At 46.2% G+C, this 26,291-nt stretch carries 28 protein-coding genes; 11 read left to right on the top strand and 17 right to left on the bottom strand.

Going from position 1 to position 26,291, the window contains the following annotated elements; translation table 11 throughout:
- Positions 1–39 precede the first annotated feature (39 nt).
- From DYADSP32_RS08490 to DYADSP32_RS08480, 3 genes are read right to left on the bottom strand one after another with little or no spacing between them, the layout of a single operon-like run.
- Complete coding sequence (locus tag DYADSP32_RS08490; RefSeq protein WP_149243129.1) at positions 40–285, bottom strand: hypothetical protein; 246 nt, start codon at positions 283–285, stop codon at positions 40–42.
- A 35-nt stretch (positions 286–320) separates the two neighbouring features.
- Positions 321–1,154: a universal stress protein gene (locus DYADSP32_RS08485; RefSeq protein ID WP_149243130.1), complete on the bottom strand. Its 834-nt coding sequence runs from the start codon at positions 1,152–1,154 to the stop codon at positions 321–323.
- Positions 1,155–1,200: 46 nt separating this feature from the next.
- The gene (locus DYADSP32_RS08480) at positions 1,201–2,049 is read right to left on the bottom strand and encodes a universal stress protein (RefSeq protein ID WP_149243131.1); all 849 of its coding nucleotides are present in this window, start codon (positions 2,047–2,049) and stop codon (positions 1,201–1,203) included.
- A 270-nt stretch (positions 2,050–2,319) separates the two neighbouring features.
- Between DYADSP32_RS08480 and DYADSP32_RS08475 the strand changes: the two genes are divergently transcribed.
- Positions 2,320–2,886 (top strand): DUF4136 domain-containing protein, encoded by a 567-nt coding sequence (locus tag DYADSP32_RS08475; protein ID WP_414617627.1) that lies wholly within the window; start codon positions 2,320–2,322, stop codon positions 2,884–2,886.
- 25 nt (positions 2,887–2,911) lie between these two features.
- Here the strand turns inward: DYADSP32_RS08475 and DYADSP32_RS08470 are convergent, their stop codons facing one another.
- A complete protein-coding gene (locus tag DYADSP32_RS08470) occupies positions 2,912–4,612 on the bottom strand; it encodes an alpha-amylase family glycosyl hydrolase (RefSeq protein WP_414617626.1) in 1,701 nt (566 codons plus the stop codon).
- Between the two features lie 126 nt (positions 4,613–4,738).
- On the bottom strand, positions 4,739–5,317 hold the full coding sequence (locus tag DYADSP32_RS08465) for a DUF308 domain-containing protein (protein ID WP_149243134.1): 579 nt from the start codon (positions 5,315–5,317) through the stop codon (positions 4,739–4,741).
- A gap of 708 nt (positions 5,318–6,025) precedes the next feature.
- Here DYADSP32_RS08465 and DYADSP32_RS08460 point away from each other — a divergent pair.
- Complete coding sequence (locus DYADSP32_RS08460; RefSeq protein ID WP_414617625.1) at positions 6,026–6,583, top strand: histidine kinase dimerization/phospho-acceptor domain-containing protein; 558 nt, start codon at positions 6,026–6,028, stop codon at positions 6,581–6,583.
- 69 nt (positions 6,584–6,652) lie between these two features.
- Positions 6,653–7,141, top strand: coding sequence for an ATP-binding protein (locus tag DYADSP32_RS08455; RefSeq protein WP_149243136.1), 489 nt, complete (start codon positions 6,653–6,655; stop codon positions 7,139–7,141).
- Positions 7,142–7,237: 96 nt separating this feature from the next.
- Here the strand turns inward: DYADSP32_RS08455 and DYADSP32_RS08450 are convergent, their stop codons facing one another.
- The 5 genes from DYADSP32_RS08450 to DYADSP32_RS08430 all read right to left on the bottom strand — a co-directional run bounded on the left by DYADSP32_RS08450 (position 7,238) and on the right by DYADSP32_RS08430 (position 9,517).
- A complete protein-coding gene (locus DYADSP32_RS08450; RefSeq protein WP_149243137.1) occupies positions 7,238–7,783 on the bottom strand; it encodes a ferritin-like domain-containing protein in 546 nt (181 codons plus the stop codon).
- 102 nt (positions 7,784–7,885) lie between these two features.
- Complete coding sequence (locus tag DYADSP32_RS08445) at positions 7,886–8,065, bottom strand: Rieske 2Fe-2S domain-containing protein (protein WP_149243138.1); 180 nt, start codon at positions 8,063–8,065, stop codon at positions 7,886–7,888.
- Positions 8,066–8,073: 8 nt separating this feature from the next.
- Positions 8,074–8,337 carry a SemiSWEET transporter gene (locus tag DYADSP32_RS08440; protein WP_149243139.1) on the bottom strand — a complete coding sequence of 88 codons (264 nt, stop codon included), beginning with the start codon at positions 8,335–8,337 and terminating at the stop codon, positions 8,074–8,076.
- Positions 8,338–8,463: 126 nt separating this feature from the next.
- Positions 8,464–8,892, bottom strand: coding sequence for a response regulator (locus tag DYADSP32_RS08435; protein WP_149243140.1), 429 nt, complete (start codon positions 8,890–8,892; stop codon positions 8,464–8,466).
- Between the two features lie 130 nt (positions 8,893–9,022).
- On the bottom strand, positions 9,023–9,517 hold the full coding sequence (locus tag DYADSP32_RS08430; protein WP_149243141.1) for a DUF2938 domain-containing protein: 495 nt from the start codon (positions 9,515–9,517) through the stop codon (positions 9,023–9,025).
- 283 nt (positions 9,518–9,800) lie between these two features.
- Between DYADSP32_RS08430 and DYADSP32_RS08425 the strand changes: the two genes are divergently transcribed.
- A complete protein-coding gene (locus DYADSP32_RS08425; protein WP_149243142.1) occupies positions 9,801–10,223 on the top strand; it encodes a hypothetical protein in 423 nt (140 codons plus the stop codon).
- 27 nt (positions 10,224–10,250) lie between these two features.
- Here the strand turns inward: DYADSP32_RS08425 and DYADSP32_RS08420 are convergent, their stop codons facing one another.
- Together DYADSP32_RS08420 and DYADSP32_RS08415 are read right to left on the bottom strand one after the other, a co-directional pair.
- Positions 10,251–10,736: a response regulator gene (locus tag DYADSP32_RS08420; protein ID WP_149243143.1), complete on the bottom strand. Its 486-nt coding sequence runs from the start codon at positions 10,734–10,736 to the stop codon at positions 10,251–10,253.
- A gap of 108 nt (positions 10,737–10,844) precedes the next feature.
- On the bottom strand, positions 10,845–10,973 hold the full coding sequence (locus tag DYADSP32_RS08415; protein WP_414617624.1) for a hypothetical protein: 129 nt from the start codon (positions 10,971–10,973) through the stop codon (positions 10,845–10,847).
- 350 nt (positions 10,974–11,323) lie between these two features.
- Here DYADSP32_RS08415 and DYADSP32_RS08410 point away from each other — a divergent pair, with 350 nt between their 5' ends.
- Both DYADSP32_RS08410 and DYADSP32_RS08405 read left to right on the top strand, forming a co-directional pair.
- The gene (locus DYADSP32_RS08410; protein WP_149243144.1) at positions 11,324–11,668 is read left to right on the top strand and encodes a hypothetical protein; all 345 of its coding nucleotides are present in this window, start codon (positions 11,324–11,326) and stop codon (positions 11,666–11,668) included.
- Positions 11,669–11,690: 22 nt separating this feature from the next.
- Positions 11,691–12,587, top strand: a complete 897-nt coding sequence (locus DYADSP32_RS08405; RefSeq protein ID WP_149243145.1) for an SDR family oxidoreductase — start codon at positions 11,691–11,693, stop codon at positions 12,585–12,587.
- 340 nt (positions 12,588–12,927) lie between these two features.
- On the opposite strand, the gene DYADSP32_RS08400 is transcribed toward DYADSP32_RS08405, so the two are convergent.
- Entirely contained in the window at positions 12,928–13,440 is a 513-nt protein-coding gene (locus tag DYADSP32_RS08400) for a DUF892 family protein (protein ID WP_149243146.1), read from the bottom strand.
- 1 nt (position 13,441) lies between these two features.
- Positions 13,442–13,804 (bottom strand): response regulator, encoded by a 363-nt coding sequence (locus DYADSP32_RS08395; protein WP_149243147.1) that lies wholly within the window; start codon positions 13,802–13,804, stop codon positions 13,442–13,444.
- Between the two features lie 324 nt (positions 13,805–14,128).
- Here DYADSP32_RS08395 and DYADSP32_RS08390 point away from each other — a divergent pair, with 324 nt between their 5' ends.
- Complete coding sequence (locus DYADSP32_RS08390; protein WP_414617623.1) at positions 14,129–14,296, top strand: hypothetical protein; 168 nt, start codon at positions 14,129–14,131, stop codon at positions 14,294–14,296.
- 246 nt (positions 14,297–14,542) lie between these two features.
- On the opposite strand, the gene DYADSP32_RS08385 is transcribed toward DYADSP32_RS08390, so the two are convergent.
- Positions 14,543–16,807, bottom strand: a complete 2,265-nt coding sequence (locus tag DYADSP32_RS08385; RefSeq protein WP_149243148.1) for a CheR family methyltransferase — start codon at positions 16,805–16,807, stop codon at positions 14,543–14,545.
- A 334-nt stretch (positions 16,808–17,141) separates the two neighbouring features.
- Here DYADSP32_RS08385 and DYADSP32_RS08380 point away from each other — a divergent pair, with 334 nt between their 5' ends.
- The 4 genes from DYADSP32_RS08380 to DYADSP32_RS08365 all read left to right on the top strand — a co-directional run bounded on the left by DYADSP32_RS08380 (position 17,142) and on the right by DYADSP32_RS08365 (position 24,173).
- Entirely contained in the window at positions 17,142–19,406 is a 2,265-nt protein-coding gene (locus DYADSP32_RS08380) for a glycosyl hydrolase family 95 catalytic domain-containing protein (protein WP_149243149.1), read from the top strand.
- A 255-nt stretch (positions 19,407–19,661) separates the two neighbouring features.
- A complete protein-coding gene (locus tag DYADSP32_RS08375) occupies positions 19,662–20,939 on the top strand; it encodes a M14 family zinc carboxypeptidase (RefSeq protein WP_149243150.1) in 1,278 nt (425 codons plus the stop codon).
- A gap of 47 nt (positions 20,940–20,986) precedes the next feature.
- The gene (locus tag DYADSP32_RS08370) at positions 20,987–22,174 is read left to right on the top strand and encodes an exo-alpha-sialidase (protein ID WP_414617622.1); all 1,188 of its coding nucleotides are present in this window, start codon (positions 20,987–20,989) and stop codon (positions 22,172–22,174) included.
- Between the two features lie 4 nt (positions 22,175–22,178).
- Positions 22,179–24,173, top strand: coding sequence for an FAD-dependent oxidoreductase (locus DYADSP32_RS08365; protein WP_149243151.1), 1,995 nt, complete (start codon positions 22,179–22,181; stop codon positions 24,171–24,173).
- 84 nt (positions 24,174–24,257) lie between these two features.
- On the opposite strand, the gene DYADSP32_RS08360 is transcribed toward DYADSP32_RS08365, so the two are convergent.
- Positions 24,258–24,944: an ankyrin repeat domain-containing protein gene (locus tag DYADSP32_RS08360; protein WP_149243152.1), complete on the bottom strand. Its 687-nt coding sequence runs from the start codon at positions 24,942–24,944 to the stop codon at positions 24,258–24,260.
- Positions 24,941–26,281, bottom strand: coding sequence for an amidohydrolase (locus DYADSP32_RS08355; RefSeq protein WP_149243153.1), 1,341 nt, complete (start codon positions 26,279–26,281; stop codon positions 24,941–24,943). The genes DYADSP32_RS08360 and DYADSP32_RS08355 overlap by 4 nt, the downstream gene beginning before the upstream one ends.
- Between the last annotated feature and the right edge of the window lie 10 nt (positions 26,282–26,291).

The following is a 26,291-nucleotide window of genomic DNA, read 5'->3' as shown; positions in this document are numbered from 1 at the left end:
AAGGCACCACTGCGTTTTAGTTCTAAAACGAGTAAAAGCTCAGTAGATTTCAATGAGCTTTTCGCTGCAATACTGAGACCTTCCCATCGACCAGATCAGTTGAGCCACCCAAAAACCTTTGGCAAGTTTTTCTGTAGACACCACATGTCTTGGTTCTTCATTTTGATGAATCTGGAACCGTATGTTTTCCAGGCTACCACTGCCTTTGGTGAACACAACCTCAGCCTTTGTGAAATACAGCGGCAGAACAAAACTCATCTGTTGGGTGCTTGGTTTGTAAGTCATAACGTGAATGATTTAGAAGGTCCATGTTTAAGAACTCATGCGGGTTGATCTATTTGGGAGAGCTTGGTTTTTGTTGACACCGCGCAGGTCCAGGTGGGCAGTGGAGCATGATTGACCACGTCGGCCGCAATGCTCGCGGCGAAAAGGTGCTCCATGTCCAGGTTACCGTGTGTTTGCATGGCGATCATATCTGCATGGATCTCTTTTGCAAAATGAATAATCTCCTCTCTTTCATCGTGGCCAAGCCTCACGTTCAAGGTTACCTGGTCCAATCCGTGCTGCGTGGCGTATGTCTTCAATCGCGGTATCAACGAGGAATCCTCTTTTCCGGCATTGGTGTTTACATGCAAAAGGTGTAACCTGGCTCTGAAGTGCCGCTGCAGACCTTTGACTTTTTCCACAAATGCTGATTCACAATGCCGCAAATCGCAGGGCAAAACGATATTTTTTATTGACCGTACTGCGGTAGGGCCTTTAATGGAAAATACAGGAACGGGCGAAGTTCTGACGACTTTTTCCGCATTTGAACCCATAAAAATCTGCTGCCAACCTCGTGAACCTTTTGTGCCCATCACCACCAGGTCGATATTGCCTCGGTTTATGTATTCAAGAATAGCGGGCAGTTTTTTTCCAGTGCTCACCACGTGTCGCAGGTTAGTAATGGGATAGTTTTTTTTTATTCTGTCAAATCCTGCATGAGCTTCTTTTCGCTGTTTATCGAACTCTTTCGCGTCCGAAGTGATTTCGGGAAGGTTCAGGATCGTAAGGATAATCACCTCTCCGTTGGATATGGCTGCCAGCTCCACTGCGAATGCCACAGCGTTGTCGCAACAAGTGGAAAAGTTGCAGGGAACCAGGATTTTTTTCATCTCAAAAACACAATTTAGAGGGAATTTGAATGCATGCGCAATGCAATTACTGTTGAGCGCCTACTGAACAAGTCCAGAGCGTTTCCAGGCCGTGATTGGCAACACTTTCGGCAATACTGCCCGTCATAAAATGGTTGAGTCCTTCATTTCCATGTGTTCCCATCGCAATGATAGACTGGCCCTTCTCTGTGGCAAATTTAATGATGCCCTCTTCCACATTGTTTTGTTCACGGATATGAACAGAATAGTCAGAAAGCGAATAAAAGTGGGCCATGTCATGAAGATTCATTGCCAGTTCCCCTGTTGCCGCAGCATTGATAGGCGTTTTGATATACAACAGATGAAGTTGGGCGCCAAAAAATACCTGAAGCTTTTTGATTTTGTCAATCACCATGTTTTGACTCAAATCAATTTCGGTAGGGAAAATGATGTTTTTGATACTGGAAATACTTTGTGCACGGTGTATGACAAAGACCGGAACCGGTGCACACTGAACCATTTTTTCGGTATTGGATCCGATGAGAAATTCTTTGAGTCCATGTACACCATTGGTGCCCATTACAACCAGATCGGCCTCCTGTTGCCGGATTTGATTTAGCAAAGTCTGGCACACCGTTCCTTGTGCGGTTACAAAAGTCACCTTCACGTTTTTGGAGTCTACAACCTGTTGCAATTTTTCGAAATCGCTCCAGGCATCTTCTTCCAGGTCGTTCCGAACCGATGACACGTGCAGGTAATAGGGATTCACGTTCAGGCTGTCAACGTATAATGGTGTCAGGTCTATGATCCTGACCATAATGACTTCGCCGCCACTGGCGGCAGCCATTTCGATCGCGAATTTGTAGGCTTGTATGGCCGAATGCGAGAAGTCACAGGGAACAAGAATCCTTTTCATAACTATTGAATTGCGTTTGGGTAGTCATGTGGTTAACGACCATGCTAAGCTATTGTTTATCAGGTGTTTTTAGAATGACATGGGTAAGGGGTAATTATGATATTTATCACAATACGTTGAGGTGATCGCAGCAGCATTAATCGGAGTGGCCGAAATGCCTTTTCATGAGAAATGTCATTGCACAGCATTTCAAAGGTCATATTTCCCCATCATACAGCAGATTATTTTTAATCATTGTAATAACAGCAGTAAATGCTAAACCAGCGTCTTATGAAAAAGTTAGCTATGTTTCTGATCATCTGTACAGGCGGGTGCAGTCCTGCCATACGAACCTATTATGATTACAACAGCGACGACAAAATCCAGACATACAGATCCTACACCTGGGAAGCGGAGAAATCTGAAAGGGTAGTTGGTAACCCGTTGTATTACAGTAAACTGAATGACAATCGAATAAAGGCTGCTGCGAATGACCTGCTGAAGGTAAAAGGTTATGTACTTACCGAACAAGACCCGGATCTCACACTGGATTATCACATGGTGGTGGAGGAACGTTCCCTACTGTTGCCCGATCCTTACGGTTATATGTATGGTGATTACTTCATGCGACCAAGAGCCGACTTTTTCACCTATCGCGAAGGTACTTTGATCATTGATTTTATGAATACAAAAAAGAAAACACTGGTGTGGCGGGGATGGGCCGTGGCACCGATGGAGGTGGTGTTGTATGAGGCGAAAGACACGGAGGTTCTTTTCAGATCTGCGTTGACCAAAATCTTTCAAAATTTGCCTGACTCCGAAAGTGCTGTTGACTCAACCGTGACTTTTCGCGAGTGACTCTTTTCCGGTTTTCTTGCCGATGTTAAACGCTCAGGTTGTTGTTACTCAGGATCACAAACTGAGCCGGTGCAAGTTTTAATTTGATAAAATGCAGGTCTCCTTTTTCGTTTAAAAGCACGTTAACCTGCCCGGAGTCACCGTAAATGTATTTGAAGACAGTACCTTCGGGATTTAACAGCCTGTCTACCAGGATGTATTCTTCGTCATATTCTGTAAGAGAGCTATTGTAGGCAACTACAAATTCTTCGTCATAAAGTACTCTTGAGAATGCCAGAAGGCAATTGGGGAAAGAAGGTAAGTGGAAAGTTTTGCCATCTTCGGATAGCTTTCTCATATACATCCGTCCGAATTTAAGGGCGGCACTGTTTTTTCTTATGCAAGCCAGTTTGGCTATTTCGACGTAGATGCTGCAGGATTGATTTAAGGCATTCCGGGTAGGGTCGTCCAGGCTGAACATCGCTTCCCTGATGGCTGAATCTTCATATCCGGAACCATTGAAGCCTTGCTCTGTTCCGTAGTAAATGCAGGGTGTTCCCAGGGCGCACAATAAAAAACCGATTCCGGCTATAATCTGTTCCTCAGATGCTTCTCTGCCAAAACGGCTTTTTAGCGTCTGTCCCACCTGGTCGTGATTGTCGATGAAAGTTACCAGGAATTCGCCGAATTCGCCTCTGCGCATGGCATTTTTCCGGAGCGATTCGTAACGTTCAATGAGCTTTTCAGGCGTGGCTTTGCCATGGATAACGTCTGCCAGAATGTGGTACAATGGAAAGTCAAGCACGGAATTAAGCCCAAAGTAGATGGCCTTATCTTCGACGTAAACGGATGTCTTCGGTCCGATATATTTGTTGTACATCTCTTCCGGGCCAACAAGCTCTCCGAACAGGAAAAAGTTGCGCTTCCCAAGTTTGTATGCATATTCACGTACATGAGAGCAAAACTGGCTAACGGTTTCCTCACCCATATGTTTTACGGCATCAATCCTGAAACCATCCACATCGGTTTCACGGATCCAGTAACAATGAACTTTTGTGAGAATTTGCTGTACCAGAAGCGCCTCTGGTGAAGCGTCATTTTTAAAGGTCTTTAACTCATGAAAATCACCCTCACGGGTTTCGGGATACGTGTCGTAGTTACGGATTTGGCCTTTTTTCCAGTATAGTTCCGGATTCCTGAGTTCGGTTGGTATGGGGGTAGTCTCACTTCTCCATTTTTCGAATGGGAAAGTAGCACCCTGGTAGTAGTAGTAATCTTTATCTTCGGGGTAGCACCAGTTGTCTCCGGAGTGGTGGAGTACAATGTCGAGAAATACACATATTTCCAATTTGTGCGCCGCATCCACCAGGGACTCCAGGTCTTCTTTAGTACCAAACCGGGGGTCAATTTTCAAATAATTCTCTATGGCATAACCGTGATAGGAAGCGGGGTTGTTTTCAAAAACCGGACTTAGCCAAATCGCTGTACAGCCCAGGTTTTTAATGTAATCCAGATGTTCTTCGATTCCTTTGATGGTACCTCCACAGGTATTACGCAATTGCTCTTGCGTGCCGAAACCACTCTGATGATTGGCATCCTTCCCTGGCGTCCGGAGCAGGTCATCATGGAATCGGTCGACCAGCAAAAAGTATATAAATTCCTCACGCCATTCCCGGATACCATTTTTCCAATAGGTTTTACCGGGTTTGGGATTCAGGTCAATATCTTTAATGGATGTGATCGGCATACGCATAATAATGGGTTGCAGCCATCAGCCTTGCGTGCAAGACTGGTATTGAAATTAAGGCTGGTTACAATTCGGGTAAAGTTACGGTTTTAGTATTTCTATAATGATAAACAAAAAACGTTAAAATCATTCGAAATGGAGTTCGGAGTTATCTTGTAAATGTCTGGCAAATAGTGCAAAGGTAAGATAAAAGAGGCCTGCGGTTAAAAGCGTCGTTCCGGTCCAGAACACGACCACAGTCGCATCAAAAAGCCTGTTGGATATGTTTGTCCAGGCGAAAATGAATCCGGCCATACCGAAAAATAAAAGCCATTGCCAATGTGGTACGCCCCAATGTTTCAGTTCCAGAGAACGTGCGATGATGAGCATACTCCGCAACAGCAACCAAATGCCCACGAGCAGCGGGAGCGAGGCGGCGGCCATAACAGGGTTGGTTAGAAAAATACTGCCAATGATCAGATCAAGTACACCACCAACAAGATACCAGCGCCAGCCGAATATTTTGTTTCTGTTGGACAGTGAGAAAAAGATCTCAATGAAGCCGTTGACAAAGAAAGTGCCGGTAATACAGAGACTTAGCGTACTATAACGCAAGGAGGGATCCAGTAGAACAATTGTACCCAGCAAGATTAATCCGGCCCCGGAGAGGAGAAACATCCACCAAAAACGCAGTGAAATTTTGGTTTTTGCGACATGCGTTTTCATAATGTATTTTGAGTGACTATGAGTATGAACAAATTTATCCTTCTCAAATGCTCCTCCATATGACTATAAGAGTCCATTGAACTGACTATAGTCAGCATTTAGATGGAAACGGCCTCAATACTTCGTGGGAAATCAACCTGTCAGGTAGAATTGAGGGAGCCTTCTGTGTAGCATGCGCTCCACTAAATGAGGTTCCCGTATTGGGGTTAGGATGGAGAAATGTAATCCGTTTTTTGGTGTAATTTATTGGTGGTTAGGTGCATATAAGCGTATGTTTTTTGTTGTATACTAGGAATTATGCTTCCCATTGCATGAAAGTGACGGTTCGTGTTTGTGGTGCCATTCGGATAGCCCAAAAGGTTAAAATAATTTGGATCATTTATTTTAATGTTTGAAAAGAGATCATCTTCCCATGTTGATTGTCCATAACAGAAGGGGCTTCCATTCTTGTACCAATAGATTGCCGGGTGTCTAATTTGGAAAACCTGGCCAAACCGCTCCTGCCGGACGTAGGCGTTTCTTATATACCTCCCAATGACATCCTCAAATCAACAACCCGAACACGTTTTTATCGAGCGCCTGGTCATCCATCTGGCCCACCGTCGACAGCATGTACTAGGTAGCTGGCGCACTGTCTGTGAAGGGGACTCTGCTCTGAATGAGACGACCAGATTAACCAGCAAACAGTTCAATAATCAGGTGCCGGAGATGCTCGATAGGTTGGGTGAACAGCTGCTGGGGTATGAGGATGGAGCACAATTTGACTTATTATCTGCGGAACATGGTTTGCATCGCTGGCAAATGGGCTATTCGCTTTCCGAACTGGCGACGGAAACGCAGCATTTGTGCCGGCTCCTGTTAACGGAGCTCAGGACTTTCTGGCAAATTAATCCGTCACCAGAGCCGGTTGTGATGGCCTTCTGTTACGAACACCTATTTGAGTTTGGCAGTCAGATCAATACCGGCAGTATCACGCAGTATGCCGATTTACAGCGCCAGGCGGCATCCAGGCGCGTAGACGCATTGCAGAAAACGCTTGAGGAAATCAACGCGGCAGGTAAGCAGCGGACTGATATATTGCGCCATTCCTCACATGATCTGCGGGGCAGTTTCGGGGTGCTGCTGGGCGCTGCGGCATTGCTTGAGATGGTGACTGAATCGGATGATGAGCGCAAACAGCTGCTCGAAATTCTCAAGCGTAACCTGAGTAATTGCCGGAATCTTGTAGTTCAATTGATGGATCTGGCCCGTCTCGAAGCCGGGTAGGAAGTACTGCACATCCAGAAGGTCGATGCCGGGCAGTTGCTGGCCAGCCTTGTGACCGGCTATCAACCCTTGGCCTATGAGCAGAGACTGTCGCTGAAAGGTCAGGGGCCTACGCAGATGACCGTTCAGTGCGATCCTGTGCACCTGTTGCGTATCATCCAGAATCTGGTTCTCAACGCGTTGAAACATACCCAGGAAGGTTGGGTTCTGGTAAGCTGGGATCTGGACGACGATCATACATGGAGCGTTAGCGTGCAGGACACGGGTCCAGGATTGCCCGCCACCGAGCGTGGTGGAACTGTAAATCGCGTGTCATCAGTTACCGACCAGTCCGACACCTCGCTGGTAGAGGAAACTCCTGATGTGAATGTACAACATAGGAACATGGAACAGCAGACCTCACTTGCTCATCCCGGTGAGGGTGTAGGATTGTCTATTGTAAAGGGATTGTGTGAATTGCTTCGGGCTAAGTTTGATATGGAGAGTAAGCAAGGGGAGGGCACCACTTTTCGGATCAGGCTTCCCAGGCACTGGCCTGCTAAGCCCGTTTACGACTGATATGGTATGCAGACCAATATGTAATTTTCCCCTTTATAAAACAAAAGAAGCCGGCTACAATTGCCAGCTCCTTTCACTTAACAACCTGAATAGTTTTTACTCTACACTGGCCTGCTCGTTTACGTATGACTCGGCCAGCTCCGTCAGCAGGTGATCGGTTTCGCCTTCCTGATCCAGCGTTTGTTGCAATAGCGTGGCAGCATCTTCGTACCCGAGGGTCCTGGCGATGTTGCGAAGGGTGCCGTAAGATGCAATTTCATAATGCTCAGCTTTTTGAGCCGCCATGATTAATCCACAGTCACGAACCATGGTTCCTTTTTCTGTACTTTCGATAATCTCATTGGCTTCTTCGATCAATCCCTCCATGGCCGCACATTTTTTGGCCTGGGCTTTTTCTCCAATTATTTCAAACACCTGTTCTACGGTGGCCGCGTGCTCCTCAGTTTGGGTTTTGTGAAGATCGAATGCGGATTTCAGTTCGTCCGAAGTCGCGTTTTTTGACATTTTTGAAAGTGCTTTTGCTAGATTTTTCTCAGCCCAATAAATGTCTTTAAGGCCGTCTACGAACAATTCCTTAAGTTTTTCTCCGTCTTGCTCGGTGATTTGCTTTTTTGCCGTTGACTTGTTTTTGGTCGTTTTCATAAATCGAGTTTTTAAGTTATTGTTGAATTATCGCAGCATGGTTAACAAAATATCATGCCAGTCGCGTCTGTAAAAATGGCGTTTTCGAGAGGTTGTTAACATTTATTTTTCCTTCAAACTATTCACCTTCACCTTCTTGAGGTTCTCGCGTGCAGGACCGGTCAGAACGGCTCCATCTGTGTCAAAACGAGCTCCATGGCATGGACAATCCCAGCTTTTTTCAGTGTTGTTTCCATTCACGATACACTTTGCATGTGTACATACCGCATGCGGAGCCCGCACAGTGCCATCTAATCATTGTTTTTATACTTGAACTTCAAAAAAAGCATGACTACATTCAGTATGATGGTGAATAAGTTTGTGGTAATAATCGGGATGTCTTTCTTTTCAACACCATAATAGACCCATAAGGCATTCCCTGCCAGCAGGACGATGTACATAATCGTGGAAACGTCACTTGCTTTTTTCTTCTTAATTGTAGTAATGAGCTGGGGTATTACCGCCGAGGACGTGCATATACCGGCAACCAGGCCGAGCCCTTCTATAAAATCCATTGTATTTTGATTATTTCAATGTGAACTTGATGAAGCAAAATTTGACACGATCTTAGTCAATCCGACTACACGCAGTGCTGTGGTGTATTGTTTGTTTTCTGATAAATTAGTGGGGTGCTGCTTAAATCAGACTTCCCGTTCCAGCCAAAAATTGCAGATGCTTTCAACCGTCTGTTTCAACTGAACAAAATCATACGGTTTCAGTATGACTGCGTCCGCGCCGGCCTGGTAACATTGCACAATCTGGCCTTCGGATAAATAGCTGCTCATCACTACCAGGGCAACGTCCTGAAAAAAATTGTCTCTTTGGATATCATCATGCCTGATCAATTTCAATAGCTGCAGACCGTTCATTCCCGGCATGTGCAGGTCAGTCAGGATGAGAGAAGGCCTGTCAGTCGCATTTACCAGTCGTAAGCTTAGCATGTGCTGGTGACATGATTTGGCATTTTCAAAAAACTTCACGGAATAGGGTCTGTTCATTTCTTTTAGGAGCTTAAAAAAAATGAACTGGTAATCAACATTATCATCAATAACGAATAGTCGACGTGTCATAGCTCTGGACGGTTTATTCCTGCCTTTTAATAGGTTGCATAATGGACCGGTATAACACCCTTTAATCCGTTGATGGTCATTTACTTATGGCTGTGCAGGTTTGTCTGCATCTCCTGGCAAAGGCCTTTCATCATTCTCGCGGTTGTTGCATCTTAACCAGCCGAGGAATACGTTCGCCATATGTCACTGTGTCTTTTGTTTTTTTTAATGCGGATAAGGTCACCCCGAAAATCAGGTGAGCCACCACGAGTTGCAAGTAATACCCTTTCCGGTGCGTTTCAGGCGGGTTAGGATGGTTTTTGAATAAGGTATTCCAGATAAGCACACCGATTCCGCCTGCCACTGCGCCGTAAAGCAGCCCGTTTTTTACTGTAGGGCGTTTAAACCCGCAGCCAAGAAATATCTGGTATACCCCTGCAAAGCCGACTCCGGTCAGATAGTGAATAGCCCATCCCATAAGCGTTGATGTCTTTTCATTACTGTTAAAAGTTCTTTTAAAGAAATCTCCAAGCAGCTTTGGTTCTTTGAAGTTTTCACCTTCCTTATCAGAAACAAAATAACTGAACAAGGTCATGGTGGAAGTGGCTGCTACGGCAGACAGAACGGTATTACGAATTGTAGTCATCGTAGGTAGATTTCGGATGTAGTGAAGGCCGGATTTTCCGCTGGTGAGCTTCTAAAAAACGTGTGCCAGTTGGATGTATATCCCGAGAGCACTTATTCACCTAAGACCGCTCTGGTCACATCACTAGCAATTCCCTGTGTAGGAGAGGGGGGCAGGTGGAGGTTTCAGATTATTCACGCTATCCGTCAAACCTCAATAATTTAGGCACCTTAATGATGATTGCTGGCACAAAATTTGGTGACAAGGAATTGTGCCGAATATTAACCATACGTTTTAGCCCAAAATGAAAACACTTGTATTCTCCACAAAAGTGACTCTGGATGGTCTGCCATCCGGATTTTCAGGCTCATTCAAAATGCTGCACATGGAAACAGGGCAACTCTACACCTACCGGGTCCATATTGCAAAACATATTTACGTTGGAACCCAGGTTCCCGGAATGGGAAGTAGAGAAGAGGATGACAAGTGGTGGCAATGCATGTTCCAGGGCCTGACCGCCTTCATTGCAGCCTATAACGATGTATATGGCTGTCTGCCGACTGATCGAAATATTTATCAGGATCGGCGCCCCTACACTTCTGAAGAACAGCCGTTTGGAGAGAAAGTGTATTTTTTGGTTGAAGAAGGAAAGCGGAGGTCCTTAGAACAACGGGAACTCATTTTGCAGGATTTTAGCGACCGTTTTTCCCCGGAGCCCAGCCTGTGATTTGAGATAGGGAGGGTTTTAGGACATTCAATTTTGTTGTACTGTTTTACTGGAAAGGATGTTGGCATCTTCGGTTGCAAGCTGGTTGTCATCCACCCAATAATGACAGATCTTCATCAACAGCTGCTTTAATTCATCAAATCCCAGGGGTTTGATGAAAAAAGACGTCGCCCCGGCAGCATAACACTTGTTGATCTCTTCCTGACGGGCCATTCCGGTCAGCATAACAACGGGAAGAGTTTTCCACTGCGTCGCCATGTTTGATGGTGTCCGGCGCAACATTTTGAGCACCTCGTAGCCATTGATAGTGGGTAGTTTGAGATCGAGCAGAATCAGCACCGGCCGCCTGCCCTTGTAATTCTCATCAGACTGGAGGATCATGTACTTGTATAATTCTTCGGCTCCCTGAAAAAACCGGACGTGGTATTCCGGAAGGAATCGCGAAAATATGGTTCTTACTATCTGACGGAAATCGGAAGAATCCTCGACTATGAATATTTCCTTTTGTATCATTGGGAATGGACTATTCGTGTATGATTAAACCTGCTGTTAGGATAGTACGTATCAAACAGTGTTCCACAGGCAGGGAGGGAGATTTTAAAAATGGTGTGTTGCGCGTGGCTACCTTTGATTTGTCATGGAATGCACGGAGATGGCTTTTCCGGACCAGTCTTTGCCAGGCTGTCCACCCGGAATACTACTAAATACGGGCTTATTTGTGAGCATGGTTACTGATTTTTCTCTATCCATTTTTTTATATGATTTATGTTTTGTCTGATGTATTATAAAAAGGAGTAGAAAATTCACCTCAATATGTCCGGGTCTCAGCGGACAGATCAACCCATTTAATCTTTCCCGCCAGAAGCGATGTTTGCCAGACGCCCAAGCGGGTCTTTGCTCGCTGACCGTGGTACTGAGGCACCTGGAGAGAAGATGCAAACGTGTGGAATGGTTTGGCATGATGTTTACAGATAAGCCCGAATCCCATCAGGCCTTGCTTTCTTTAAATAAAAAAGTAATAGGGCCAGGAATATGGGAAAGCACTCTTGGTTACGTATTGCAGTGTACGTCTTACGCTCACAAAAACAATATATCACCACATGAAAAGCCTCGCTGATACTTCCGGACTCATGGAGAAAACGACCAGCATGCTGATGGGCAGCGAAGAATCGTTCACGGCGCGAGCTGGGGTCGACTTAATTGATCAATGGATTACTCCACTTTCCAAAAGTGAGAATACGCAGCAGGTTGCCAGGGAGTTGCAAAAGTTAAAGGCGCTGATCAGCGCCAGTCCGGCCAACTCGTCGGAGGTTTATGCACAAATGGGTGTATTGGCTGTCCAGGTACTTTTGATTGCTCCCGATATCGGTGCCGAGGGAGAAATGCCATCGCTGCTCGCAGCTTTGGCGGCGGCATTGCGTATCGGAACGGGCGTGAAATCTTAAATTTTTAACTAAAATTAAAACCATGGAAAACGAAAATAACATGCAAAATCCTGAAAATAAATACCCTCAGCCACCGTTTCCCAAGCAGAAACAGGAATTTCCCGGCACCGAGCGGGCTATGAATCCACTTGCAGACCATGGAGAAGAAAGCTATCAGGGTTCTGGAAGGCTCAAAGGTAAAAAAGCAATTATAACGGGGGGCGATTCAGGAATAGGGAAAGCAGTTGCGATCGCGTTTGCCAGAGAAGGTGCAGATATTCTGATCAGTTACCTCAGTGACATGGAAGATGAAGATGCACTGGACACCGCACATTATGTAGAAAAAGCAGGGCAGAAATGTATCGTTGTAAAAGGGGATATTACAGTGGAGGATCATTGTAAAAGGATCGTGGCGGACGCAGTGGCAGAATTTGGGCAAATTGACATCCTGGTTAACAATGCGGCATTCCAGATGGCCCGTAAATCCTTGCAGGACATACCTTCCGATGAATGGGCACATACTTTTGCGGTCAATGTGCATAGCATGTTCTATCTCTGTAAGGCCGCTGAACCGCATATGAAGCCGGGCAGCTCGATTATAAACACAACCTCGGTGAATGCGTACCATCCTTCGGATGACCTGTTACCCTATGCCGCTACAAAGGCTGCGATCCAAAACTTCACAGCCAATCTGAGTCAGATATTACTCAACGGGGGCAAAGGTATCCGCGTCAACGCTGTGGCGCCCGGCCCGGTGTGGACGCCACTTATCCCTTCCACCAAATGGGAAGATGCAGCCATTTTTGGAGACAATACGCCAATTGGCAGACCAGGGCAACCGGTAGAGATTGCTCCATCATACGTGTTCCTTGCTTCGGAAGAAAGTAGTTACATTAGTGGCGCCACCATTCCGGCAACCGGAGGGAGGATTGCTTACTGAGGAAAAGTTAAAGCGTTCCAATTCATAGTTCGGGACGCTTTAACCCAGATTACGCAATAGGAATAATATTGCAGCCCATGATCTAATGCGTAATCTGGGTTTAACGCTCTCTTGATTTGAAAGTCAGTGACTGGGCAAAATTCCCTTGAACCAACTTGATCCGTTCAGATTTCGCATTTCCAAAATAGTATTTGTTTTTCAGGGAATTGAATCCTGTCTCTTATACTGAGGAAAGCATTACCTGTGGAGTGCGCACCCCCAACTGAGAATCGTGTTAAGAAGGTGAACTTTTGTACAGGAACAGGCTTGCGGAGCGTTCAGATATACCACGAATCTCAGCTCACACTGTCGAAATGTACTTGGCACTGATCAGTAACAGAAGCGTTCGATCCCCTTTAGCTTCCTCATAATTTTGCTGGATCAATAACTTTATCCGGTCGTTTTTTAGTTTGACGGAGGCCATTTCAAGTATTTGAAAAGACGCCATTTCCATACATTCAATATTATGGAGGTAAAACAAGATCGACATGTCCCTTAATTCAGGGTTTTCACCATACAATTTTATGTCGTTGAAAGAATCATTGATCAGTCCCTTGAGTCCATTGGAGTCGTACTCGGAAAAGGTTGCAGGCATTATTCTGTAAATCTCTTCCATTCTCATAATCTGATTCTTAACACTCTCGATCGTGTCGTACATGGCTTCCCGAAGATCCGAAAAGTGTGCGTTGTCCAGGACCTCGGGAAGTTCGGTTACCAGTAACTTTTTCGCAGCGTAAATTTTATTCAGGTGATGAATAAAAAAGAGCTCAAGCTGATCCATGTCTACATTGATATTGTCAGATTGATCATTCATGTCAGGAAAGGAATTTGTTAACGTTAGACAAGAGAGATACGGTGTTATAAGGTTTGATCAGGTACATGTCCGCCCTGCACCTTCGGGCAATCTCCGGTAGGTTATGCTCTCCGGAGCATAAGATTACCGGCAACATTTTTGTCTTTGGATTGGCTTTCAGATCGGCACAAATATCAAAACCCGATCTGGCTGAACCTTTTAGCCTCACATCCAGCAGGATTAGGTCGGGATGAAGTATCTGTATGTGGCCGGTGTCCAGTTCGGTCGGAGAAAATATGACCTCATGTCCCGACTCCCGAAAAACAATCCTCAAAAGTTCCAGTATGTCCGGATCGTCTTCAATAATTAAAATTTTTTTACGCATCCGTTTGAGGTAGTTGGGTTACAAATAAAGAGGCACAAATCTTGTGCCACAGGCTACATGCACCCCGTATCGTTTAGTTAACCCGGATTTGTACCATCCTTTGAATTTCAATATTTGCTAAAAATAAATTTGTAAACAAGCGAATCACATTTACCGACCAGCCGTCCATTCATCATTTTCAATAGACCTGGTCTGGCTAAACGGTTGGGTTGGTTCATTCTCAGATCTTAGGGGCAAGGCTTTATGGGCCACTTTCCCAAAAGTGGCTGGTACGGTATTTGTCAATTATGTTTTAGGTAAACCCAGGGCAAATATTGATACGATATGATTACAGACAAAGAAATATACCTGATTGAAGAAATAGATGTGTGCATTAAGGTGTTAAGGGATATTCATCTGTCTAGTTTGGGAACACAAATCGAAGCACGTCAGGAAAGTAAGTTGGAGTTGGTAAGGTGGTATGAGGAATACCTGATGAATAATTTACAATGACGCTTACTGCCATTCATTTCGCCGGCCATGTAACTGGCTACACTTTTTAGGTTGAGTCAGAGCATCCATTTTCGGTTAGCATCCACTCGTCAACGAACGGGGACGGATCACATTTTCTTGCCGCAAATGAAGAGAAGGAGGCTTTTCCATTAACGAAATAGCCTCCTTGTGCTCTTTTAGCGACCCGGCCCTTGTTTAAGATGCATCAGGGCTTCATTCTTTTTATCGAGTTGCCCCTGAATTTCCTTAAGTGCGGTGATATCGTTGAAAGTAATGATCGCTCCTGAGGTCACCGGGCGAGAACTTAATTAACCTGATCTTGTCATCCACAAAAAGCTGCCCGTTGACGTTACTTCTGAAATAATTGTTGAGATCATCATTGAGCTCCAGAAGTTCTTTGTTCTTTTGCTGATAATCGGAGTTAATGGTATGCAGCTCCTCATTGATCGATTGCATTTCTTCGCTGGTGCTCTGCATTTCTTCATTTGCCGAAAGCAGCTCCTCGTTAAACGATTGCATGTTTTCATCGAGCGAATACAATTTCTCATTGGACGCGACGAGCTTTTCTTTCAGGTCTTTCACTTCCTGTTCCAGGCTTTGCGTATACTGGCCAAGGTACATTTCCTCGTCAAAGAATTGTAAATCAATGGCCTGGTTGTTTTCTGCCAATTCCTCACTGATCCGTACCACCAGAAAACCATTGCTCCGGCCTTTGTAGATCATGGGGCTGATGGATAAGGTAACACTGGTGATTCCCTCGCCCTGTTTGATCCTGATGCCACTGACCGAAGACGCTTCCCCTTTCTGCACAACCTGGTTAATAATGGTGCGATAGGCCACAGCCAAAGGGCCTGGAAGCAGTTCGAAAAAATCGGTGGTCATGATTTTCTGAATCAGGAATTTGGTAGTATCCCCATAAAACTTCAAAATCCTTTCGTTATGATCAATGCATATCACCAGATGGCCCAAATCTTTCATCAAAGTCTCACTCACGGCGTCACCGATGGTTCGGTCGGGAATCTTGTGGGTCTGCTCTTGTGGCTGCGGTACATGTGCACGTGTTTTATAAGACACTTCCGGCAGCGATAATGATTCAAACCTTACCAGGTGATTGGACTCCTTGTTTTTATAGACTTTGAATTTTTTGCTGATCACAGTTAGGCTCTGGAGGATCGGCAAGGGGTTTTCACTGGATCCTAAAAAGAGATATCCATGCGGTTTGAGACCAAAAAGAAGCATCAGATATATTTTCTTTTGCAGAGCCGGCGTCATGTATATGAGCACATTGCGACAGCTTATAAAGTGCATATTGCAATAGGGCGGGTTTTTAACCAGATCGTGCTGGGCAAAAATAACCATCTTGCGCAATACCGACTTGACTCTGTAAACATCTCCGTCCATTTGAAAAAACCTGCTCAGGCGCTGTGGCGACATATTGGCCAGGATGCTGGCCCTGTATAGCCCTTTACTCGCCTGTGCCAATGCGGCACTATCAATATCCGTCGCAAAGATCTTGACCACATGTTCATGAATTCTCTCTCCCAGCTGCTCACTCAACAGCATAGCTATGGAGTAGGCTTCCTCGCCCGTGGCACACCCGGTAACCCACATCCTGATTTCCTGATGGGGTGACAGGTCAGCAATGATCGCAGGTATCACCTCGGACTCGATGAAATTGAACGATTCTGTATCCCGAAAAAACCCTGTAACACTGATTAAGAAATCCTTTGCTAAAATTTCCAGCTCTTTGGGGTTCGATTTGATGAATTTTATGTAGCTGCCCAGCTCACCAAAGTTGTTGCCAGCTGCTCTTCTTTTTATTCTTCTGAGTATAGTAGAATGCTTGTAATCAGAGAAATCTAGCGGTAATTTCCGGTTGATCAACTCAATAATTTCCCCGACATACTTTTCGTCATGAACGTCTGAGGCCAGATCAATCTCACGCTGAACATAGTCCTCGATCAGCTCGGGCATCATCTCTGGTTCCAGAATAAAATCCACCATGCCTGTAGCAATGGCATTGGCGGGCATACTGTGAAATTCTGTCCCGTCGGGTTCTCTCGCAATCACCAGTCCACCTGCTTTTTTTATAGCTTTAATCCCATCCGTTCCGTCGGATCCAAGCCCCGATAGTACAACCGCAATGGCTTTCGAGCCATAATCGGCAGCCAGCGAAATGAAGAACGTATTTATCGTCATGTGGGGACTGCGGTCGCCCTTTTTATCACTCAAATACAAACAATGACCACATACGGTCATAAATTTGTCGTTGGGGATGATATAAACCTGATTACCCCGAATCAACATGTCATCTTCGGCTTCCTGCACCACAAGTTTGCTGTGTCTGGAGAGTAGCGCAACCATATGGCTCTTAAACTCAGCAGACAAATGCTGCACAATGACGTAGGAGACACCATCCGATGGGGTATGGTCAAAGAAGGTATTGATTTCATCAAGACCACCAGCTGAAGCGCCAATTGCAATGATATGATGTGGCTCTGCTGTGAACATGTGTGGAGGTTTATTGAATGTACTACAAGGTAGTACTAATTATCTGCCTGATCATTTAAATCTCGAAAGAGTGCGATTTAATTTTATGTCTCATCTCATTATGATTATGAATCTGGCAACAGAAACAAATAACGTATAAGCAGGCTCTGAAATAAGGAGGCTTCGAATTGTAAGTGCTTTTGGTAGTGTTGAAGGAGGGTTAGGCCAAAATCCTGATCCTTACCGGGTGGAATTCCAATCCGCTCGTCCTACACAGTGTAACCAGAAAGTAGCCCATTAATCTACAACTTTTATGTCTTCCCAATATTTCAAAAGCGTGTTCAACTTAGTTTGCATGATGTTTTTGTGTGGCTTTTCATACGGACAGCAGGAACTTAAACTTTGGTATAAGCAACCTTCCAGGCAATGGGAAGATGCCCTGCCAGTTGGTAACGGGAAACTGGCTGGGATGGTTTTTGGCGGAGTGACCAACGAGCGAATTCAGTTTAATGAAGAAACCCTCTGGACAGGTGAGCCGCGAAGTTACGCCCATCGGGGTGCACACAATTACCTTGGGCAGATCAGGACTTTGCTCAATGAAGGCAAACAAAAAGAAGCAGAAGCACTGGCAACGAAGGAGTTTATGAGTGAACCCCTTCGGCAAATGGCGTATCAGGCTTTTGGTGATTTGTATCTCGATTTTCCTGATCACGCCCATTTTAGTGATTACAAAAGAGAGTTGAACCTGACCGATGGGTTAGTACGGGTCAGTTACAGGAGTAATGGCACCCGTTATGCCAGGGAAGTGTTTGCAAGCTATCCGGGTAAAGCGATTTTTATAAAACTTACCAGTGATCAAAAAGGGAAGCTGGATTTTTCCGTACGGATGGATGCCATTCATGCAATCAAAAAAGTGAAGGGGGCCGGGAATGAGCTGATCCTGCATGTCAAAGTGGCCCATGGTATTCTGGAGGGCGTGGCACGGGTGAAGGTGACAACGGATGGCAGGCTTAATCAGGCAGATGGCCTTATTACCATCCGCAACGCTACTACGGCAAGCCTGACTTTAGCCGCCGCGACCACCTATGTGGATTACAAGACGGTTAACGGAAAACCGGAGGAGAAGACTGCCGGCGTTTTGAAAAATGCACCTGCGTATGAAGAAGCCAGGAAAGAGCATGTTGCCGACTATCAAATGCTTTTTTCAAGATTTAAGCTGGACCTGCCGACCAGAGCGCATTCGAATCTGCCCACAGATGAGCGGCTTATGAAGTTTAAAGAAACGCCTGATGATCCTGCTTTTCTTGCTTTATATGTACAGTATGCAAGATACTTGCTTATTACAAGCAGTCGGCCGGGTACACATGCGGCCAATTTGCAGGGAAAATGGAACCATAAGCTGGATCCATCCTGGGATAGTAAATACACCGTTAATATCAACACGGAGATGAACTACTGGCCGGTGGAAATGACCAATTTGAGTGAGTGTCATGAGCCGCTTTTTGACATGATCAAAGATCTATCACAGACGGGGGCGGAGGTAGCGCGGGAGCACTACGGTGCCGCAGGCTGGCTGGTACATCACAATACCGATGTATGGCGTGGAGCGGCGCCGATCAACGGGGCCAATCATGGCATCTGGGTTACTGGTGGGGCATGGCTAAGCCTGCATTTGTGGGAGCATTATCGGTTTACACAGGATACAGAATTTTTAAAGAAAACGGCCTATCCTTTGATGAAAGGTGCTGCCGAATTCTTTACAGGATTTTTGGTGAAAGACCCTGTAACTGGCAAACTTATAAGTTCGCCTTCCAATTCACCCGAAAATGGCGGCCTGGTCGCCGGGCCAACGATGGATCACCAGATCATTCGCGGGCTGTTTAAAGCCTGTATCCAATCAGCGGAAATTCTAAATACGGATAAGGTATTTTCATCCCGGCTGCAACTGCTTTTACCTGCCATTGCTCCCAACCACATTGGTAAAGCAGGCCAATTGCAGGAATGGATGACCGATATCGACGATACAACCAGTCTCCATCGGCATGTTTCGCACCTTTGGGGGGTATTCCCCGGAGAGGAAATTGTACCCGGCAAAACGCCTGAACTGGTGAATGCCGCAAAAAAATCGCTTGAATTTCGCGGAGACGATGGCACTGGCTGGAGCCTGGCCTGGAAGATCAATTACTGGGCGCGCTTTCTGGATGGGGATCATGCCTATACCATGATCCGAAAGTTGTTTAACCCAATCATGGATGCATCTGTGAAAAAAGGCGGGGGAGGATCCTATCCGAATCTGTTTGATGCCCACCCACCGTTTCAGATCGATGGAAATTTTGGAGGCGCCGCAGGCATTCTGGAATTATTGGTGCAGAGCCATCAGGGAGCATTGAACCTGTTGCCCGCACTGCCTTCCGCGTTGCCCGATGGTAAAGTGGCCGGACTTGTAGCGCGTGGCGCATTTGAACTGAGCATGAAATGGGAGAATGCCCGATTGCAATCCGTGGAGATTTTTTCAAAAGCAGGAAACCCATGTGTGGTCCAGTACGGACAGAAATCGGTCACGTTTGCTACGGAGAAGGGCAAGGTTTACAAGCTAAACGGAGATTTGAAAGTCTTGTAGATTTTGTTGAGATCATAGAAGTTATCTCTTAAAACTCCTTTTGGTAATTTTCTTCGGGTATGAGGCACCAGGCACTACTACGTTTGTTATGGCCTCTCCTAATAGTCCTCATGTGTCCGCCAGCAGTACAGAAATAGAACCCGGCATCGGATCCGGCGCTCAGGGTGTTTCACTCATTATCAGAAATGCTCCTGGCCGTGTCTCAATTTCCAGGGTAGAAAAAGGGAACAATTCTGTGCACTAAACGCTTTACGGTTGGACAAATATCAGCAGTGGTTTACAACAAGAAGAAAGTTTATCACTGAATCTATTTCGATAGGACTCGGTGTAGCATTAACAGCCAACCGTTCGGCTTTGGCTCAAAGGAATCCCCAAGTCCGGAAGAAAGGTTTTAAAGTACGTACAGATTTTGCCGGTGGCGGCGGGACTGTGGAAAAGATAGACGGAAACGCAGGAACCATCCGATTCAAACCGCATAATGAAAGAGCAGGTGGATGGTCGCAGGTCTGGTGGTATTTCAAAGTGGAGGGCGTGGTTCCCGGTGACGTGGTCACGCTGATGCTCAATCAGATGAACCCGGCTGGCGAGGGGGTGGCACCCCAGGCTTATTGGAGCTACGACCAGACCCGCTGGGAGATGACAGCTCCGGCGGAGGAGATTATGGAAGAGCAAGTGAGGTATGTTGTTTATAAACAAAGGGTAAGATCGCGGCAGGTATGGTTTGCCTACAACATTCCCTATTTACCTGAACAAAGCCAATGGCTTCTGAACCCAAAAAATAAAAGCGTTACGGTTCAAAACTTATGTTTGACGAAAAAGGGAAGACCCGTTTACGCCATACATCTTGCACATACGGCCCCTGGGATGGAAAAGCCATTTCAGGTTTGGCTGCAGGCTCGGGCACATGCCTTTGAATCCGGGGCCAGCTGGGTTCTTCATGAATTGACTTTGTGGCTGCTTTCCGACGCCCCCTTTGCAAAGCGTTTAAGGGCTACTGCCGATATAACCATTGTGCCCATCATAGATGTTGACGGCGTGCTTGAAGGCCGCACTGGAAAGGATCATATTCCACATGACCAGAACCGGGACTGGGATGAGAAACCTCCATACTGGCCGGAAGTTAAGGCGATCAAAAAACAACTCCAATCGTTGTCAGAAAGCGACGGGCCGGATTTATTTATCGATATACATGGGCCTGGAAATGCAACTCACCCGTACTTCATTTGCCCCCTGCCGACACTTTTGCGCAGCGATAGGCAAAGGAAGAATCAATCAGCCTTTTTGAGCCAGTTTGAAAACAGCACGATGACCGGAGAAATAAAGAAGACTCAATCCATGGATAAATTTTACCACAGTCTGCGCGAAATCAATCGGCAGAGCGCCGCCGGGTGGGTGGGCCTGCATACGGGAAGCGCCACGGTAGCGGTAACACTGGAAGTCAATATGCTCACACCAATGAGTACGGCGCAGGGCTATCAGAAACAGGGGCGTACCCTGGGAGCGGGCATAGCCAGATATTTTTCAGAAAAATAGATGAAGCAGGTTGAAATGAAATCTCTCAATATTTAAAAAACAAAAGTATGAAGGTTAAAATGTTAATTATCTGTTTTTTAGTGTATTGCTGCACACATATTCAAGCTCAGGACTATCCGGATGCTGTCAAAAATACACAGTCCCGGGTTATGCTCAAAGGTGACTGGGTACCCAAAGATCCGCATCAGATTGACTTCGCCAACCTGCCAAAAGTACCCGGTCAACATGCCGTTATCAGTGATGTGAACAAAGAAAAAGGCGTGAACCAGCACAACTACCTCGTGCATTACGGGGGCAAATTCTGGGCCATGTGGAGCGATGGGCCTGGGATCGAAGATCAGGTAGGCCAGCGTGTGAAATACGCCACCAGCAAGGATGGACTGAAATGGACAACGCCTCAATTCATGACACCCGAACCTCCCGGATCGGGAAAGGACTCCGAATATTACGGAAAGCGTACCGATAAGGGATTCCGATACATAGCCCGTGGGTTCTGGATCCGTGAGGGCGAACTTTTGGCACTGGCCTCCCTGGATGAAGCCAAAGGTTTTTTTGGGAAAAGTCTTGAGTTAAGGGCTTTTCGTCTCAATAAAAAGAAGGATAACTGGGAGGATATCGGGGTAGTTTTCGATAATACGATCAATAATTTTGCTCCTGAAAAGCTACCTACCGGCGAATGGATGATGTCCCGCCGTACGCACGACTACGTAACTACCGGTGTTCACTTCCTCATTGGAGGAGACAAAAAGCTTACGGACTGGACCTCAGTACCCGTCCTGGGTACGAGCGACGAGCTTTCGGCGGAGGAGCCCAACTGGTGGCTTTTACCTGACAAAAATGCCATGGCCCTTTTCAGAGATAATAAGAAAAGCGGGTATATCTTCCGGTCGTTTTCATCGGATCATGGTAGGACCTGGTCCAAACCGGTTAAGACCGATTTCCCGGATGCCCGATCAAAATTCAGCGGTGTACGTCTGAAAGATGGCCGGTACGTGCTTGTTTCTAATCCAAATCCGAAGAAAAGGGATCCACTCACGATCTCCATCAGCCAGGACGGAATGGTTTTCGATAAAATGTTTTACATCGTAGGGGGCAGGCACATCGACTATCCCCATGTGATTGAGCATAAGGGCTATTTGTTGGTGGCATTTGCCGGCGGAAAAAGAAGTGTGGAAGTAATGAAAATAAAAATCTCCGATCTCAACAAAATGAAAATGCCGGTCGCCGGGAATTAAAAGCATGAGAAGAAGACATTTTATCAAACTGGGCACTCTCGGTGCAGTGCTGCCGGTCGTAGCCACAGAGACCGACGTTTTCGGAAAGGTAGCCATACCTGATGTGGCCGTGATTGGAGCTACGCCTGCAGGAATCATGGCGGCTATATCCGCTGCCCGGCTGGGCATGCACGTCACGCTCACGGAGTATCATAATCACATCGGAGGGCTGTCGGCCAGTGGGCTTGGAAAAAGTGACATCGAAAACAAAGATGCCATAGCGGGAATTTTTAAGGAATTTGCCCGGAACGTGCACCAGTTTTACATCGATAAATATGGACGGGGATCTGAGAATGAAATCCTATGTAAGCTCGGTTATTATTATGAACCTTCGGTAGCTGAAAAGGTTTTCAACGACATGATTGGGAGAGAAAAGAATATCACACTGCTGCTCAATCACCAGATTGAGCGGGTGATTACCCGGTCCAACCGGATTACCGAGGTGGTATTCATCAATAGGAAAAGCCGTAAACCCATGGCGTTCCAGGCCAGCGTGTCCGTTAAGGCCCGGGTATTTGTTGACGCCACCTATGAAGGGGATGTTTACGCCCTCGCGGGTGCAGCTTACCGTTTGGGACGCGAAAGCAAAACCGAATTTGGCGAAGCACATGCCGGACGTATTTTCTTTGATTACAACGAAAACACATTTCTGGAAGGGAGTACCGGCGAAGGAGATAAAAAGCTTCCTGCCTACACGTACCGCCTCTGCCTTACCGACAATCCGGATAACAGCTACATACTCAAAACACCTCCTGCCGGCTATGACCGAAATAACTACACCCGTTATTTTGCTGACCTGAAAGAGGGCCGACTGGCCGGGCCTAAGGTTTTCAAAGAGGGTCATGGCTATTACAAGGCACACTTCGATACCATGCTACGGGTTTTTTCTTTTGCTGAAATTCCCAATCGCAAGTACGATGTCAACATCAATCCGAGGCCGCTTGGTTTTCCCTTTCCGCAAGAGAATACAGATTATGTGGAGGCGGGCTGGGATCAGCGACAGAAGGTATTTGACAGGCACCGCGCACTCGCGATAGGGTTATTGTATTTTATTCAAAATGATCCGGAAGTACTTCCGGAACACCGGAAGATGGCCATGCAGTACCACCTTCCCCTCGACGAGTTTCGGGACAACGGACATTTTCCCTGGCAGCTCTATGTGCGCGAGGCCCGAAGACTCAAAGGGAAATACACGCTGACGGAAAACGATGTTACATTAACGCGAAATCAAAAACGGACCACCTTGTTTGCAGATTCCGTTATTGCCGGCGAATTTCCTATCGATAGTTTCCCGGCCTCGCGCGAACCGTCCAGCAACAAAAAGGTTTTGGAAGGATACATTGGCATGTTACCCATTTCTGCGTACCAATTGCCTTATGGGATCATGCTACCCGAAAAACTGGAAGGATTGATCGTCGCTGTTGCCGCATCCACCACACACGTGGCCTACTCCACACTGCGGATGGAACCGCAATGGATGGGTATAGGGCAGGTAGCCGGAACAGCTGCTGCATTGGCAATCCAAGCAAACCGAAGGGTGAGTGAGATACCTGTGAATAAACTGCAAAAATTTCTGCTGGATCAGGGGCAGATACTGACTTATTTTGAAGATCTCGACATCAATGACAGGGCGTTCAAAGCGGCTCAGTTTTGGGGGACAAAAGGTTTTTTCGACTCTTACCGGGCAAATCTTCACGAGCCGATATCGGTGGATGATCTGAATGCCTGGCTACAAATTTACTACAAAGTAATGGCCTTGCCGGGGGAACCCATACGTTATACGGCTCAGTCGCGAACCTCTTTGACGTTGGACGAATTTGCAGTCCTTGCGGCAACGCTACCCGACGCGGCTGCGGTCATCAAAGATCATTCGAAATGGATGTATCATACTAAAAATGAGATGATTTCCAGAGGAGAGGTGTGCCTGGCTTTATTTGCGCTGGCGCAAAAAAGTATGTAGTACGGGCTGTCAGGCTGCTACATCTAAACGGTGTCGAATACCGGACCACCAGAATCGAAATTATGAATATCGCTGGCTTCTGGATCATCTGGGTACCTGGTTGTTTTTTGTGTTTTCCAGCACTTCCACTATTCTCGTATAGCCGCGTGATTTGGCATGCTGTAACGCGGTAACCCCGTTTTTGTCCGGAATGGTGATATCACTTCCGGCATCAACCAGGATCTGAACAATTTCAAGGTGTTTCTTGCCACCATTTCCCAGCACTACTGCCTCCATCAAGGCAGTCCAACCCAACCGGTTTACATGATTGACCGGGAAGTTTTTGGTATTTGCCAAAAGTCGGGCTACTTCTACATGCCCTCTTTCACAGGCCGGGATCAGCGCTGTTCCATGGTAGCGGTTAAAGATATCGAAGCGTGCATTTTTGGTTAAATACAGTTTCACTAACTCAGTCTGGCCCGAAGCTCCAGCAAGTAGAAACGGGCTGTCCAGCTTATCATCCTGCTGATTGACATTTGCCCCGGACCTGACCAACAATTCTGCCATTTTCAGATCGTTGATTTCCGTGGCGATAAGCAACAGAGATTTTTTGTTTTTATCCTTTGTATTTACATCACCGCCCTTTTTTAAAGCTGTTTCAACAACTGCATATTGCCCGTTTTTCACGGCTTCAATAAGGGAATTCTGCGGGCTTTGCTGCGTTTCCATAGGTTTAGAAAATGAACAGACGTTCAGAAAAAGCAGGTTGAGAATAAAAAGTAAATGCTTCATTGGTTTTGAAAGACGATTTTGCCCTGGTGTATCAAAGATTTAACCGGAGATACCCGGGAAACGGCTTCTGCTGAACAGCTGGCGTCGATCAGCACCACGTCAGCCTGATCACCCGGTTTTGGCCAGACCTGATTTCCATTCGCGTCTAAGGGAAGCACGTCATGTGTCGCCAGTTTGAGAATTCGCGAAAGGTCGTACTCCGTGCGATACCCGTAGAGCTGAGCAGCCAGGTTGGCTTTTTGCAGCACGCTCCCCGTTCCAAAAGTACTCCACCAGTCCATAATACTATCATTGCCCGTTACCACATCCACACCATGCTTGAACAGAACTGGTATGGGCATAATGGTACCTCCGAACGGAATCGTTGAAGCAATCCCAACCCGGGCCTGAGCCAGCTGTTCAGCCATTTCCTCTGTTTTATTTTTGTCAATGTGGGCGAGCGCGAAGGCGTGGCTGACAAATGTTTTGCCCTTTAAGGCAGGATTTTCTATGGCTTTTTCAATCAGATAATTGATGGTTTTTATGCCCGATTCTCCGCCTTCATGGAGATGAATATCAATACCTTTATTTTTATCCAAGGCCAGTTGCACAATAAAATCAATGTGTTTTTCAATCGAACCGTCTACCACCGTGGGGTCCAGTCCACCGATGAAATCAATGTCCATTCCAGCCGCTTCTTTCATTAACTCCGCTGACTTGGTGTAATATATCCCGTGTTGAGGAAATGCCACCAGCTCAGCATAGAAGGAATCTTTCTTGTTTTCCAGTGCCTTCTGAAGATTCATCAACGAATGAAGCCCCGACGTTGGGTCAATATTTACGTGAGACCTCGCGTAGTTAGTACCATGCGACTGTAACAATTCGATCAGTTTCTCAGAGCGTGGGATGGAATTTTTGAGCAGTTCAGGGAGAATCTGCTGCTCATAGGCGATCATGTCTTTCACGGATCTGTACTTTGTAGATTTTGCTTTCCAGGGAAGTCCGTAGAAGGTCTTATCCAGGTGAATGTGCATATCCCGGAAGGCGGGAAGCATCAGAAATCCTTTCGCGTCAATGGCCCTGGTGTCAGGTTTGTTGGGTAAAATGGCTTTTATTTTTCCATCCTGGATTTCAAGGCAGAACAGCTCCGTTTTGGTGTGGATCACTTCATCATCCTCGTATTCAAAGCCGGTTTCCAGTCTGACGTTCTTTAAGGTCAAAGATTTCTTAGCGATTGGCGGGCATTTTTGCTCTCCCACAGCAGGCGATGAGGGAGAGCGCAATATCCCGGCTCCCGCCGCAAGGAGCATGGATGAACTTTTGATAAAACCTTTGCGTGAAATTGAATGTGGTTCCATAAGATTATAA

The organism is Dyadobacter sp. 32, assembly GCF_902506755.1.
Taxonomy (GTDB): domain Bacteria; phylum Bacteroidota; class Bacteroidia; order Cytophagales; family Spirosomataceae; genus Dyadobacter.
This window is presented reverse-complemented; position numbering and strand designations above follow the sequence as displayed.